Below are 15057 nucleotides of genomic sequence, written 5' to 3' on the forward strand. Positions count from 1 at the left end.
TTATTTATTCTAACAAATCTTAATAATTAGCAAAAGTGTTTAATTCTAATCTATACCTAATATAACTTCAAAAAACATATTCACCTGTGCTGATCCCAATATTACACTTCCTGATATTCTATTTTCATTCCACTTCCTTTATCTCTATCCCATTCGCGCACCACAAAAGGAAAAAGTTTATCTTTTTCCCATTCAACAGGAAAAAAACAACGATTATCCTTCGTAGGATCTTTTATTGATTTGATTATTTTTTGAGCTTTTTCTTTAGCTAAAAAAGAATCTTCATTATCTTCAATTTCTATTACATTGACCTTTCCAAATCCTGTATTCTTATCTGCTCCAATAAAAAAGATTTTTTCTTTTAGCTGGTCTTCAATAAAATTTATCACTTCCCTATTTTCCGCTTTTACCCATCCCACAAATTCTGTTCCTGGAATTATATATTCTCGCTCGTACAAAGCCCCTTCAAGTGAAGTATTTGTCAAAGTATCTATTGCATTTTTTAAGTCCGAACTGATAAATTCTCTTTTTTTCTCATCAGACAAGTGCAACAATATATCAGCTTCATTCAATATGTAAAAATTGGACAATCGTAAATTTTCAAAAATTTTTTCTGCATTTTCATAATCAAGATTCTCATCTTTAATTGCGTATAATTTTACAAGACAGTTCCACATTGTCCATGCAGGGATAAAAAGGTAAGTCTCATATAAAATGCCAAATTCTCTCTTTGTGATAGAAATAGGAGATAATGCCTTTAATTTTATTTGAAAAATTTTATCTTCTGCCATTTTCTACCTCATTGTTATTCGTGTTGTATTGCTTTAGCCTTATACCTTGCATAAATAAGCATCTTTTCAAGTATTGTTTTTGTAAATAAAGTTTTTGTTAGATCAGAGGTGATCTCATTTAAAAAAGAGAACTCAATTTTTTCTTTAAGGTCATCGCTGGTATCAATCTCCATTAATTTTAACTTCTGTAGAATTCTTGCAGTTTGAATTAACATTGCTCTGTGAGGTTCTTTATCTTCAGATTTAAGCCAGATAAGATATGCAAAAGGTCCATCTTCAACAAGAATACCAAGTGCTTTTGTGATTTCAGTTTCAAAACTTTTGGAGTCAAAGTTTAATGGTTTATCTTTTTTCTTTAATTTATTAAAATCATTGTCATTCTTGAGACTATCTTTTATAATCCCTAAACTATAATTTCCAAATTCTTCTAATTTTTTATTTTCTCCCCCATTTTCTTTATAGCTTTTAGTTCTTAAATCTGATAAATTTCTACAACTTTTAATAAGTTCATTAATTTTCTCATAAGTTTTTTTAAAAAACTCTAACAAATCTATTCCAAATTCAGCGCAGGTTTTATCAAGATTTGTTACATTATTATTCATAGTTATAATCCTCCAATTCTTCTAAGTTATTTAATCTTTTCTGTAAGTTATCTAATGTAATAAAATAAACCCTAATCTTTTTATATCCACAGGATTTCAAATTTTTTGTTATTTTTCTCTCAAGATACTCTATAACTTTTATAATAGATTCGATTTCCTTTTCTCTCACAAGCAGATAATAAACAATTTCTTCATCCCATAGTGTCTGAAATAATAACTTTTTCTCTCTACCTTCAATTATACCAGCAAGAATAAGGAGAGTATCCACAAGTTTTTTTAGATAAACTCATCTCAAGTTTATTCAATGTGTTTTTATTTGCTAAATTTTGTATTTTATCGAAATTTTTTGCCTCTATGATATAGCAACAGCATCTGCTTTGAACCAGTCCAAGGCAGACAAAATCAGATGATGAAGGTGTATTATTGATTCTGTAAAAAGAGGAGAAAGAGGATTTCAGTCTATCAAAATCAATAAAAAAAATAGAAGATTGAGGAAATTTTATTGTAAAACCAGATTCTGTTATTGTTTTACCATTTATTATAAAATCCTTCCACATCAGAGAATCTCCTGTTCTTCTTCATATAGATTATAGAATGTGTTCAGTAATGGAAGTAAATCTATCCCCCTTTCATCAATTTCCAATTTTTCAGGAATACCATCTGCCTTAAAAAGATATGCTCTGATGTTTTCTTTTATTTCTGGCCTCATCTGTAAAATATTGTTTACTTTTTTCAGCAGGTAATCACTGTGTGTGCTTATAAGGATCTGAATACCTCTTAAAGCTAAATCTACAAGCAATTCTCCCATAACAACCTGCCATTCAGGATGTAAGTGTTCTTCTGGCTCTTCAAGAAATAAGATTCCGCCAGGTATTATTAACCCCTGCTTTAAAGCAAGATAAATAAGAGAAAAGGTTTTTAATCCACTTGCCACACGTTCAATATTTACTCGCTCTCCTTTAAACAAAGCTATAATTTTACCCTCTTTAATGGAAAAACGCGCATTGATTTTATCTTCTAATTCCTTTAATAATTCATTCCACTCTTTTGCTCTTTCAGGATATTCAAGATACAAGATCCGAGTAAGAAAATCTGTAACTGTTTCTGAGACTCCAAAACTGCCCTTATGTTCTTGAGTAAAAATATTTATAGCAGAATATACATTTAAAACATCTGGTATAGAAATAAAGTTTATTGTATCAGCGCTTAGACTTTCTATGAGATTACTTTTGAAAGATACTTTTTTCTTATTATGTATAGAAAGCTTAATTTCACTATCTTTTATTTTTATTATAACTTTTGCTTCTCTTTCTCCCCATCTAATAAGTCTTTTAAGATTCTTTTCCTGAAATACATACTGTAGTTTTTTTTCTATATCACCATCACTTCTTGATATAGCATTTAACATTGAATATAAAGTCATACTTACATAAGATTTGCCACTTCCATTTGGGCCTATAAAAAAATTAAGCTCTTTTAAATCTGCCTTCCATTCTTTTACAGGTCCAAGATTCTTTACTTCTATTTGATTAATCATGAATTACTCCTGCAAATATTCCTAATTTCTTCTATAACAAAAAGCAATTTTTTATTTTTATCTATATTCTGCTTTAGCTTTTCTGAAAATTTCTTTGCATAACTACACCACTTGTTAAGTAATTCTTCAAACTCTTTCTTTTTATCTGAAGTGTTACTTTCTTTATCTTTTTTCTCTTTTAATCTCTCAGTGAACTACTCCGCCCTTACAGACGGAGCTTCTAAGGGAGCTTGATAGGTCACTCCTACCCTTATCCCTTTGGGCAGGTTCACTCTACCCTCTACTCCTATCCCTGCAAAAAGCAGGGATTCGGAGATACCTTTACCAAGTTTGTAGATTCTTAGTCTGACTATTCTCTTTAATCCTGTTACAAGCTCAAACCAATTCTTTTTGAATTTCCTTAAGATATTCCTCGCTCCGTTAACATCTGCATTAATCACTCCTTTAACAGGAGACAGAAATAGTCCTCTCTTTATTCTCCTTCCTTGTCCTTTACTTTGTTTTGAGATAGTTGTGCTTTCATCACAACTATCCGTCAAGGAAGTATAGCTCTCATCTATTAGTTTAACTTCTATCCCTATTTCTTTGAGCTTATAGCTCAGGTATTCTGTTACTTTTCCGTGTGGCAGCAGTTTAAACATCTGATTTACAAGGTCTGGGAGGCTGTTTTCTTTGTTTTTTGACTCTTGAACTTTCCCTATTACTACCGTTCTTACTCCATTCCTAAATGCAAGCTCTCTTATCAGGTTGCTTACCTTGTGAGCATAGTCTCTCATTAGGTTCTTGATTCTCTTCCAAAGTTTGTGAAGTCTCTTTTCTACTTGAATAGTCGGCAGTCCTTTGTTTTTGAGGTTGTCAAGTCTTCTCTGCAGGTTAGTTATCTTTTTGAGCTTTTTCCTGAGTAACGTCTTTAGCCCCCTTCCATCTATGATGTAAGAAACCGGATTTCCCTCTACTACACAAGTTGCAAAGTTTGTGATTCCGTAGTCTATCGCCAATATTTTGTTCCCTATGGGTTTAACTTCAAAAACTTCTTTTTCATACACTATCACCATTTTAAAGCTTATATGCCCGTAGGCTTTATACGGAACTACCTGAATGTTGAGAGGTTTAAGTTTTTTCAGGTCTTTATATCCTGTTTCTATCCACAGGTACTTGGGTGAAAATCTAAATTTTTTGAGCAAGTATCCCTTTAAGCTCTTTGAAATGGATAGCCTTATCCTGCTTCCTTCTATCTTGAATCCCGTTTTATCCCAGGTTACTACTCTGTGGGGTGTTTTGGGATTTACGTAACTCGGTGGTTTAACGGTTTCTATCCCTTTCTTCTTGAACCTTTCAGGATTTTTCAAGAACTTGAAAAAGTTGCTCCACCCTCTTGATAGTTCGTCAAGGACTATTTGAGCTGATCGGGATTGCAAAGAACGCAGGTGTAAGGATGTCTCTTTGAGTTTGTTATACAGGTCTCTATAGTCAGGTTTTGCTAATCTGTTTTTTACAAGATAGTTTGCTTGATTCCAAAGTCTTCCAGCATGGTAGGTAAGGTGTCCAAGTATTATTTGCTGTTCTTCTGTCAAGTTGTTTAATTCCAGGACTATTGCTCTTTTTGTTTTCATCTCTGTAGTTGTAATCCATACTCACAGTTGTTTAGTTTCAAGGTCCTAATGCACCTGTGGGCTTACATCCCCTCCCTTACGGAAGGGGTCTTCCCGCCCGCAAAAGATAAAACTTTTTACACTCTTCCAATACTTCTCCTCATTAAGAAAATTATCCTTTTTAATCTCAATCTTGCCAAATCCTCTTGTTCCCATTCCGCCAATTCCAAGAGTTGAAAAAAGCTCAAAGCTTTTTTCAACTGTTCCTATAACCTCTTCAATAGGATTATTTTTGCCATAATTTTTCGGATTTTCATAAGTTACATCAAGAATAAAAACAGTACCCCTTGGTAATGCCTCATAAGTAAACAAAGCTCCGCCTTCCGCAGCACCTGTTACGGGATTTATCGAAACTGAAGTTCTTGTTTCAAGATTTGAGTTTACAATGTGATGAAAAACTTTTGCTGAAACAACACACAATTTATTTTCTATTTTGTCCAAGATATCTTTACTTTCTTTCTTCTCAAGCATTATCCAACCAAAATTTAATATTTCTTTGGATTCATTGCTTTTAGGCAATTCAGTCATTTCATTTGAACAAATAAACTCATTTTCAGTAACTTCTATTTCATCGGAGCCATTAGTATTAATTACCTCCTTCACAATCTCATCGGATGTTACCCAAACAGTACCAATCATTGTTGAAACTGGAAAAAAACAAAATTCTTGCATCTGAAAAATAGGCAAGTCCTGATTGTGCCCCTTCATCATTTATAAAACCATAAGAGAGACAAACAGGACATTTTCCACAGGCATTGGGCACCTGTAGAATCACTCGCCTTATACCCCATTCCCCTTACAAGCGCCTCAAACCACCATCTTAAAGAACCTATGATTCCCGTTAATTTCAATTCGTTTGACTCCCCCCACGCATCCCCAGTCCACAGAGGAGTCAATGTTTTAAAGGTTACTTTAATTGATTTGCCTTCCATAAATTTCTCCCTTTAACATACTGGTTTTTATATCTTTTCCTCATCCTCTATCCTAATATTCCCCAGTTTTAATGCCTTTATGATTTTATCTTCATATTCTGTTATTTTTAAATTGTCCGAGCTCGTTGAGTTTGTCCCTCGCTCAGTCATCCCTAATAAAAAAACACTAATTTTACAACTTATCATAAATAAAAGGCCCCGCGAAACTCGTTGTTTCCAGAAAAAAGCTCCTTGATAAAATTTTTAACTTCAGGCAGATTTGTTTTTTGATTTTGAATTGATAATGTTGCATAAAATTAAGTTTTTTAAAAGTAAATTTTTTCTTTAATATAATATTTACCATAGTAACAATGTGAAAATTTTGAGAAAAAGCGGGAAGATTCATATGTCAATAAAATCTTTAATTGAAAATTTCTCTATAGATACTTTAAAGGATTTTTTTAGGGAAAAAATTTATACCTTTAGTATAGAAGAAGAAAATTATGAATATTTATTTGAAAATAATTTCAATATTCTAAACAACTATGAAGACATATTAAAAATCGGAGAAGCTAATTTAGAAAACAGCGATGAGATAATTGTCATTGCCGCAAAAACTTTAGCCCCGCTTACAAATAAAACAGGAAAGAAAAGACAATATGAAATTGCAAAGAAAATTTTAAAATATGAAAATAAAGACGCGTCCTTTTTTATTTTTTACGATGATAATGGCAATTTTAGATTTAGTTTTATCAAAGCAAATTATCAGGGAACTAAAAGAAATTTTACAGATTTCAAAAGATATACATATTTTGTAAGTCCAAAACAGACAAACAAAACATTTATTAATAGAATTTCCAAATGTAATTTTGAAAACTTGGACAGTATTCAAGATGCTTTTAGTGTAGAGCCTGTTACTAAAGAATTTTATACAAAACTCCAAAGATGGTACTTTTGGGCAATTAAAAATGTAAAATTTCCTGAAGATGCGGAAAAAGAAAAAAATGGGAGAGAGATCGCAATTATAAGGCTTATCACCCGCCTTATGTTTGTCTGGTTTATGAAGGTGCGAGGACTTATTCCAGATGAACTTTTTGACAAGGAAGAGATTGGCAAAATATTAAAGGATTTTTCTGATGAAGAATCAACATATTATAAGGCAATTTTACAAAATCTATTTTTTGCTACTTTAAATACAAAGCAAAATGAAAGAAAATTCAGAAGAGAAGTCAGAGGACATAAAGGATATAATCCAGACTATGGTAATCAGAATGTTTTCCGTTATCACAATTTATTTAAAGAAAGCGTATTTCTTGAAAATCTTTTTAAAGAGATTCCATTTTTAAATGGTGGATTGTTTGAATGTCTGGATTATAAATCAAAAATTAGCAATGAAAGAAAATATATTGATGGATTTACAGATACCAAAAAATATCAACCAAAAGTCCCCAATTTCCTTTTCTTTTCAGATCCAATCAAGGTTGATTTAGCAGATTTTTTTAGAGAAAAAAAGAAAACCTATGAGGTAGAAGGTTTAATAAACATACTTAAAAGTTATAATTTTACCATTGATGAAAACGAACCTGATGATGTGGAAATTGCCCTTGATCCTGAACTCTTAGGTTCTATCTTTGAAAATCTGCTTGCAAGTTATAATCCTGAAACCGCCACAACAGCTCGAAAAGCTACTGGCAGTTTTTACACTCCAAGGGAAATAGTCAACTACATGACTGAAGAAAGCCTTAAACAATATTTTAAAACACATCTAAAAGATATGCCCAGCATTGATGAAAAATTAGATTTATTGATAAAATCAGACAATTCTAAAAATCCTTTTGATGAACAGACCACAAAAAAAGTAATAGATCTAATAAATGATTTAAGGGTTGTTGACCCTGCTGTTGGTTCAGGCGCGTTTCCAATGGCAATGCTAAACAAACTTGTTTTTATTCTTGGCAAACTTGATCCCAAAAACCAATACTGGAAAGAATCACAGATTGAGTCCATAAAAAAATCTATTAAAGATCCTGTACTTCAACATAAACTTACCCAGCAAATTGAAAAGCAATTTAAAGAAAAAAATGCAGATTATGGCAGAAAACTCTATCTGATTGAAAAATGTATATATGGGGTGGATATTCAGCAGATTGCTGTGGAAATTGCAAAACTTCGCTTTTTTATCTCTCTTCTGGTGGATGAGGAAATTGACAAAGCAAAAGAAAATTGTGGAGTTGAACCATTACCCAATCTTGATTTTAAATTGATGCAAGGAAATAGTTTAATATCCACTTTTGCGGGAATTGATTTTAGCAACAACAAAAGAGAAAAATACAAAGTATTGCATTTTCAAGGGATAGAACCTCCCTATAAAAAAATTATAAAGGAATTTGAAGACCTTAAACATCAATATCAATATGAACCAAACAATAAAAAGAAAAGAGAACTTCGGGATAAAATTAATGAAAAAATTATAGAAATTTTTCAAACAAAAATAAGTGGTCTTGATTCAACACTGAAAGATATTGAAGAAAGAGCCAAAAAAATACCTAAAGAACAAAGGGAAATATTTATAAAAGAAGAAAAGCAAAAATTAAATAAAAAACTTGGATTTGATATTGAACAAGTCAAAAAAGACTTAATTGCATACACAGAAGGCAGAAAACAAAAAGATTTCTTTTTGTGGGATGTATATTTTGCGGAAGTGTTTTCTCAAAAACGCGGGTTTGATATTGTGATTGGCAATCCGCCCTATATCCAACTGCAAAAAGCTGTAAACAATAAACAAAAATTTGCGGACTTATATAAAAATGAAAATTATAAAACATTTGAGCGAACAGGAGATATTTATACACTATTCTATGAGAAAGGTATAAAGATTTTAAATAGATATGGCCTACTATGTTTTATTACTTCTAATAAATGGATGCGAGCAAACTACGGTAAATCTTTAAGAAAATTTTTGAGTAAACATACTCCATTAAAATTAATTGATTTAGGCCCAGGCATTTTTAATACTGCCACAGTTGACACCAATATCTTGCTTATTGCAAAAAAAGATTTTTCTGAAAAAAATCATCATAGATTAAAAGCATTAACTTTAGCTGAGAAAGATAAAATTAACACTCTTACAGACAAGGATTTTACCATACTGACAGACCTAAACGAGGAGAATTGGATAATTCTCTCTCCACAAGAACAAAAGATAAAAGAAAAAATAGAAAGAATAGGAACACCGCTAAAAGATTGGGATATTCAAATTAATTACGGAATAAAAACTGGCTACAACAAAGCGTTTATAATTGACGGTAAAACCAAAGATGAGCTTATAAGAAAAGATCCAAAATCCGCAGAAATAATAAAACCAATTTTGCGGGGAAGGGATATTAAGAGATATAAAGCGGAATTTGCGGATTTGTGGTTGATAAATACACATAATGGATATAAAAATTCAAAAGGCGAATATATTCCGCCTATAGATGTAAGGGAATATCCTGCGATAAAAGAGCATTTGGATAAATATTGGGATAAATTAAAAAAACGACAAGATAAGGGGATCACGCCTTATAATTTACGAAATTGTGCATATCTTGAAGAATTTGAAAACGAGAAGATTGTTTATCAGGAGATAGTTAGATATGCTGAATTTTATTATGATATAAATGGATATTTCCCAGAAGCAACCACATTTATCATAACAGGAAAATTTATAAAATTTCTTATTGCAAATTTAAATTCAAAACCTGTAACATATTTCTTTAGAAAATTTTATGCAGGTGGTGGGTTAGGAGAAAAAGGATTTAGATATAAAAAAGCTTTTTTAATTAATCTTCCAATTCCCCTAGTATCCAAATCCCAACAAAAACCTTTTGAAACTATTGTTGACAAAATCCTTATCAAAAAAGAACGAGGTGAAGACACAACAAAGGAAGAGCAACAAATAGACCTTATGGTTTATAAGCTGTATGAACTAACTTATGATGAGGTAAAGATTGTTGACCCTGAATTCCCATTAACAAAAGAGGAATACGACAAATTTTCCATTGAGCAGGTAGAGAAAAAATGAATGAAAAAGAATTAAAGAAAATAATTTCTAAAGGGGAAGGAATTGATATTGAATTTAAGGAATCCCGCAACGCTCTTAACAAAGATGTATTTGAAACAGTTTGCGCGTTTTTAAAGAGAAAAGGCGGGCATTTGATTCTGGGAGTTAAAGACAATGGAAAGATTATAGGTGTGGAAAATCCTCTTAAAAAAGCACATATCCCTCAAGTAGTCGCCCAAGCTACTCCCCAGGATACCCCTCAAGCAGAGGAATTAAGCAAAAGGGAGATGGCTATTCTGGACTTTTGCAAAATACCTAGAAGTGCTGATGAAATCGGAAAGTTTATAAATATAAAAGATAGAAAACACTTGCGAAATAGCATCTTAAAACCTCTTTTAGAAAAAAAACTCCTAAAACTCACAATCCCTGACAAACCAACCAGCTCCAAACAAAAGTATTTTTTTGTGTTAAGGGAGATTAAAAATAATGAATAACTTTATAACCAATGAAGAAAACATCACATTAAAAGAGAGATTGCAAAAACTCATAAAAGCAAGCACAGAGTTAAAGTTTCTTGTAGGCTTTTTTTATTTTTCAGGTTGGCGAGAGATTTATAACCTAAAATTTGCATCATAAGATAATGTTTAGCTTGACAATATAGTGAATTAATGGTATAAAGTGTTTCAAATAGGAAGTATGAAGGAGGCACTGATTCTATGCGTAGATTCCATGTTAAGTTCACTGAAAAAAATCTTACGGGCAACGCCGGACTGGTATTGCTGGGCCTGTTTGCTGACAAACTGAAGCTTCCCAAGATGCTTGAGCAACACATTACTATTAAGCGGGGAGCTACCGCACAGTATAAGGTTTCCGACATTATCATGATTTTGATGATGGCAGTGTTAGCTGGGGCTAAGCATATGAGCCATGTATTTATCCTAAGATCTGATTTAGCATTGAGGTCGCTTTTTAAATGGGAAAGGTTTCCTGACTATACTACCATAAATCGGGTTTTTAAGTTGTTTAATCCCCGACATTGCAATGAGCTCTCCGATGTAGAAACAAAAGTGCGCAAAAAGGTTTGGGGTAAAAAATGGTTTAGCCGCATCACTTTAGATTTGGACTCTACAGTGCGTGGGGTGTATGGGAAACAGGAAGGTGCCGAGAAGGGTTACAACCCCAAGAAGCCAGGACAAAGGGGATATCATCCGCTCCTTTGCTTTATTGCTGAGACGCGGGAATGTCTTCACAACTGGTTTAGAGCCGGAGATGCTTATTCAGCCAATGGTTGTGTAGAGTTTATGCAAGAGTGCTTTGCCAAGCTTCCAAGGAGAGTCTGGAAAATTATTGTACGTGCAGATTCCGCCTTTTTTAATGGAGAACTTTTAGACTACTTAGAAGAGGCTCATGCTTTGTACTTAATCAAGGTTAAGATGCGAGGACTCACTCAGCTTTTAGAAGCTCAGAAATGGCACAAGGTTAAAAATAGACCTGGCTATGAGAAGACCGAATTCACATACAAATGTGAGAGGTGGAAACACCCCCGCCGGTTTGTGGCCGTACGTCAAGTAATAGAGAGCAAATTTAGTTGCTTTTTTTTCAGCGTTACAAAGACTGAGTATGATTATTTTTGTTATGTAACAAATATGAACCTGAGTCCCTGGGACGTCCACAGGTATTATTGCCAACGGGGGGCCAGTGAAAACTGGATTGAGTGGTGTAAGGGACAGATGGCCTCTGGAAGCATTTTGACACAGGATTTTTGGGCCAACTCCGCCATATTCCAGACCTGTATTCTGGCTTACAATCTACTGGTTTGGATGATGTGGCTCAACGATGAAGATGGTTTTAGAGAAGAGCCCAACACAATCCGCATGTTTCTAATCCATGTTCCAGCTCGGCTGATGCATGCGGGACGACAATGGTTCCTTCGATTATCGAGGGATTATTTTTTCAAAGAACGTTGGATAAAGATAGAAAATTCCATCCGGTCATTACAATTTGCTTAATCTTTTTTTGAGAGTATCCTCCAAAATAGGATTTTGCGTAAGTCCATGTGCAGTGGTGTGCCTTTACACACCCGTAAAGAGTGCCACTGACCGCAGCTTCTACCTGAAAAAGCCTTCCAAGTCACAATGAGGGAGACATATCCTTTAACATAACAGCTCCATATCTAGGTATCTCTGTCCAGAACAATCAGTTGCTTACGATTGAACTGTAATTGCAGATTTTAGGTATAAATCTTTAAAAGAAAACAATAACATAATTCTTAAAATTCTTGTGGGATTAGAGGTTGACAAATATTTTTCAAACATTGTTGAAGTTGGAAATCATGACAACAATTTAAGCAGAGAAGAATATTTTACACGCTTTATAAAATCCCTTGGCAATGCAATTAACAACCCTGAAATGGATAATGAAGAGTTTTATAATCAAATAGAATTCTTTATAAAACTTCTTGAAGATGGGCGGTTAATAATCAGAAAAACTCTTAATCCAAATCATGCAAAACTTTATGTTTTTAAACTGGATGGTGATTATCAAAAAGTTTTTAATATAAAAGGTGAATTTATAACAGGAAGCAGCAATTTAACAAAAGCAGGACTTCAAAACCAAGATGAATTTAATGTGGAAATCAGAGATTATGGATTTGAAAACGCAGAAAGTTATTTTGATGAACTATGGCAAAAAGCTATTCCCATTACTGAAGCTCCAAACGGCAAAGAAATCATACTTGATTTTTTAAAAAATAGAACCCAAACATCACTTATAACACCTTATGAAGCCTATGCTTATATATTAAAAACTTATCTTGAACTTTATGAAAGCAAAAAGATTACTCCTTCTCTTGAACGTATTTTAGAAGAAAACGGCTTTAAGAAATACGCTTATCAAATAGATGCAGTAAATCAGGCTCTAAATATCATTGAAACTTATGGAGGTGTTATAATAGCCGATGTTGTGGGTCTGGGAAAATCTGTCATTGCATCATTGATTGCCCTTCAACTTGGAAAACGAGGATTAATTTTATGTCCTCCAGGGCTTATTGGAGACAAAAAAGAAGGAACAGGCTGGTATGAATATTGGCATAAATTTAAACTCCATAATTGGGACATAGAAAGTACAGGAAATATTGAAAAATTAGCAGAATCAATAAAGAAAAATAATATAGAATATGAAGTTGTAATTGTTGATGAAGCTCATCGTTTTAGGAATCAAGATACAGAGGCTTATGAAGCACTTTTAGATATATGCAGAGGTAAAATTGTCATACTTTTAACTGCAACACCTTTTAATAACTCTCCTGCTGATATTTTTTCTTTGCTTAAACTTTTTATTGTGCCAGGAAAATCTGGTATTACAATTGAGCCTAATTTAGAAGGAAGATTTCATTCTTATAACTATCGTTTTAAAAATCTTTCTTTTATTTTAAAAAATTACAATTCTATTAATGAGGAAAAACGGAAAAAAGCCGAGAGGCTTTACACAATGATGTTTGGCTTAAAACCTCCAATTAATGTTGCGCTTGTTAAACAAAATGTAAATCAAATGGCAAGCGATATTAAAAATGTTATTTCTCCTGTAATAATAAGACGAAACAGATTGGATTTGCAGGAAGATTTTGATTATAAAAAGGAGATAAAAAATCTTTCAAAAGTTAAAGACCCAAAAGAAATATTCTACAAATTAAGTAAACAGCAATCTGAATTTTATGACAAAATTATAAAAGAATATTTTGCAGAAGATGGCAAATTTAGTGGCGCAATTTATCGTCCCTATGAATATGAAACAGATCTTAACAAGGAGAAAGATTTAGAAACAAACAGAACTTACCAACAACAGCGCAACTTATTTGATTTTATGAGAAGATTATTAGTAAAAAGATTTGAAAGTTCTTTTGGAGCATTTGCTAAAAGCATTGAAAATTTTTTACGCACTCACAGAATGGTTAAATCTTTTATTGAAACTTCAGGCAAATATATTTTAGATCGAAAATTAATAGAGTCAATTTATAACAATGAAGAAAATGCCGACACTTTCACAATGGAAGCCATAGAAAAAGCATTAAAAGAATTTAGAGAAAATGCAAAGGGCAAATCATCACCTAAACATACAAAGATCTATGAAATAAAAAAATTTAAAAGAAAAGATGAATTTCTTTGTGATATTGATAATGATATAAAATTGTTTGAAAAAATAAAACAACAAATAGAAAAATTAAATTTAGTGGAAGATGATCCAAAACGAAAACAAGTATTGGAAAAAGTAAAAAAGATATTAAAACAAGAAACTAATCCAAAAAGAAAGATCGTAATATTTACTGAATATGCGGATACTGTTTTACATTTAAAGGACTATTTTGAAGAGAATATTGGCAGGGTAATATTTTGTGATGGCAATCTTAGCAAAAAATTGGCCATGGAGCTTGATGCCAATTTTAACGCAAAATATGAAGAACAAAAAGATGATTATGATATTTTAATAACAACAGATAAACTTTCAGAAGGTGTGAATTTAAATCGTGCAGGTGCAATAATAAACTATGATATACCATGGAACCCCACAAGGGTCATCCAACGAATTGGCCGTATAAATAGGATTGGGACAAAAGTCTTTGATGAGCTTTTTATATATAATATTTTTCCAACTGAGCAAGGAGCAAGCCAAGTAAAAATAAAAGAGATCGCCCAGCAAAAGATGTTTTTGATTCATAATGCCCTTGGAGAAGATGCAAAAATCTTTGATCCTGATGAAGAACCTACTCCGAGTGGTTTATTTACAAAAATAAATTCAAACCCTGATGAAGAAGAACTAAATATTATTACAATCATAAGAAATGAATATAAACAAATTAAACAAACACATCCTCAAGTAATAGACAGAATAAAGGAATTACCAAATAGAACAAAGACAGCTAAATATTTTAAGGAAAACAACACTGTTGTTTTTAAGAAAAAAGGAATGGCAATATTTTCTCTGTTAGCTACTTATAAAGATAATAAGATTGAAATATCAGAAAGAAGTTTTCAGGAATTAATGGAATATATTAAATGTCCCTTTGAAGAAAAAAGGCTACCATTAAGCAAACAATTCTGGAAATCTTACGAAAAAATAAAGAAATATAAACCTACCTACAGGACTAACTCTTCTGAGCTATCTATAGAAAAAAAGGCATTAAATAGTTTAAAGTCATTGCTGAAAAATAAAAGAAATGAGTTAGATCAAAATATGATTGCTTTTATTGATACTCTTTTAACTGATATAAAAATTTATAAGACATTATCAACAAATACACTTAGAAAACTCATATTGCCTAAAAAATTAAATAAAGATTCTTATGCAGAGCTAATTCAAAATATAGAACAATTAAGGCAAAAAATTGGAATGGATTATCTGGACATAATTCTTAAAAAAACAACAAAAATTGCAGATGATATTATAATCGCAGTTGAGAATAGAAGTAACTGAGTCTGTAACATTATTTGTGTAAATCCCCTTTGAATATGAGAGTTTAAGAATTG

General features: G+C 32.2%; 12 protein-coding genes. 5 read left to right on the forward strand and 7 right to left on the reverse strand.

Annotated elements, in window-relative coordinates; translation table 11 throughout:
* Positions 1-101: 101 nt before the first annotated feature.
* The 7 genes from ACYQ1E_RS00990 to cmr1 all read right to left on the reverse strand — a co-directional run bounded on the left by ACYQ1E_RS00990 (position 102) and on the right by cmr1 (position 5514).
* On the reverse strand, positions 102-791 hold the full coding sequence (locus ACYQ1E_RS00990; RefSeq protein ID WP_459874795.1) for an RAMP superfamily CRISPR-associated protein: 690 nt from the start codon (positions 789-791) through the stop codon (positions 102-104).
* Positions 792-805: 14 nt separating this feature from the next.
* On the reverse strand, positions 806-1393 hold the full coding sequence (locus ACYQ1E_RS00995) for a hypothetical protein (RefSeq protein ID WP_459874796.1): 588 nt from the start codon (positions 1391-1393) through the stop codon (positions 806-808).
* Positions 1386-1661 carry a hypothetical protein gene (locus ACYQ1E_RS01000; RefSeq protein ID WP_459874797.1) on the reverse strand — a complete coding sequence of 92 codons (276 nt, stop codon included), beginning with the start codon at positions 1659-1661 and terminating at the stop codon, positions 1386-1388. The genes ACYQ1E_RS00995 and ACYQ1E_RS01000 overlap by 8 nt, the downstream gene beginning before the upstream one ends.
* 288 nt (positions 1662-1949) lie before the next feature.
* The gene (locus tag ACYQ1E_RS01005; protein WP_459874798.1) at positions 1950-2930 is read right to left on the reverse strand and encodes an AAA family ATPase; all 981 of its coding nucleotides are present in this window, start codon (positions 2928-2930) and stop codon (positions 1950-1952) included.
* 194 nt (positions 2931-3124) lie between these two features.
* Entirely contained in the window at positions 3125-4543 is a 1419-nt protein-coding gene (locus ACYQ1E_RS01010; protein WP_459874799.1) for an RNA-guided endonuclease InsQ/TnpB family protein, read from the reverse strand.
* A 45-nt stretch (positions 4544-4588) separates the two neighbouring features.
* Positions 4589-5254: an RAMP superfamily CRISPR-associated protein gene (locus ACYQ1E_RS01015; protein WP_459874800.1), complete on the reverse strand. Its 666-nt coding sequence runs from the start codon at positions 5252-5254 to the stop codon at positions 4589-4591.
* 35 nt (positions 5255-5289) lie between these two features.
* The gene (gene cmr1 / locus ACYQ1E_RS01020) at positions 5290-5514 is read right to left on the reverse strand and encodes a type III-B CRISPR module RAMP protein Cmr1 (protein ID WP_459874801.1); all 225 of its coding nucleotides are present in this window, start codon (positions 5512-5514) and stop codon (positions 5290-5292) included.
* Positions 5515-5899: 385 nt separating this feature from the next.
* Between cmr1 and ACYQ1E_RS01025 the strand changes: the two genes are divergently transcribed.
* The 5 genes from ACYQ1E_RS01025 to ACYQ1E_RS01045 all read left to right on the forward strand — a co-directional run bounded on the left by ACYQ1E_RS01025 (position 5900) and on the right by ACYQ1E_RS01045 (position 15004).
* Positions 5900-9556, forward strand: a complete 3657-nt coding sequence (locus tag ACYQ1E_RS01025) for an Eco57I restriction-modification methylase domain-containing protein (RefSeq protein WP_459874802.1) — start codon at positions 5900-5902, stop codon at positions 9554-9556.
* Positions 9553-10029, forward strand: coding sequence for an AlbA family DNA-binding domain-containing protein (locus tag ACYQ1E_RS01030; RefSeq protein ID WP_459874803.1), 477 nt, complete (start codon positions 9553-9555; stop codon positions 10027-10029). The genes ACYQ1E_RS01025 and ACYQ1E_RS01030 overlap by 4 nt, the downstream gene beginning before the upstream one ends.
* Positions 10022-10171 (forward strand): phospholipase D-like domain-containing protein, encoded by a 150-nt coding sequence (locus ACYQ1E_RS01035; protein WP_459874804.1) that lies wholly within the window; start codon positions 10022-10024, stop codon positions 10169-10171. The genes ACYQ1E_RS01030 and ACYQ1E_RS01035 overlap by 8 nt, the downstream gene beginning before the upstream one ends.
* An 80-nt stretch (positions 10172-10251) precedes the next feature.
* Positions 10252-11544, forward strand: coding sequence for an IS1380 family transposase (locus ACYQ1E_RS01040; RefSeq protein ID WP_459874805.1), 1293 nt, complete (start codon positions 10252-10254; stop codon positions 11542-11544).
* A gap of 271 nt (positions 11545-11815) precedes the next feature.
* Complete coding sequence (locus ACYQ1E_RS01045) at positions 11816-15004, forward strand: helicase-related protein (RefSeq protein ID WP_459874806.1); 3189 nt, start codon at positions 11816-11818, stop codon at positions 15002-15004.
* Positions 15005-15057 lie beyond the last annotated feature (53 nt).

It is taken from the genome of Desulfothermus naphthae (assembly GCF_054657475.1).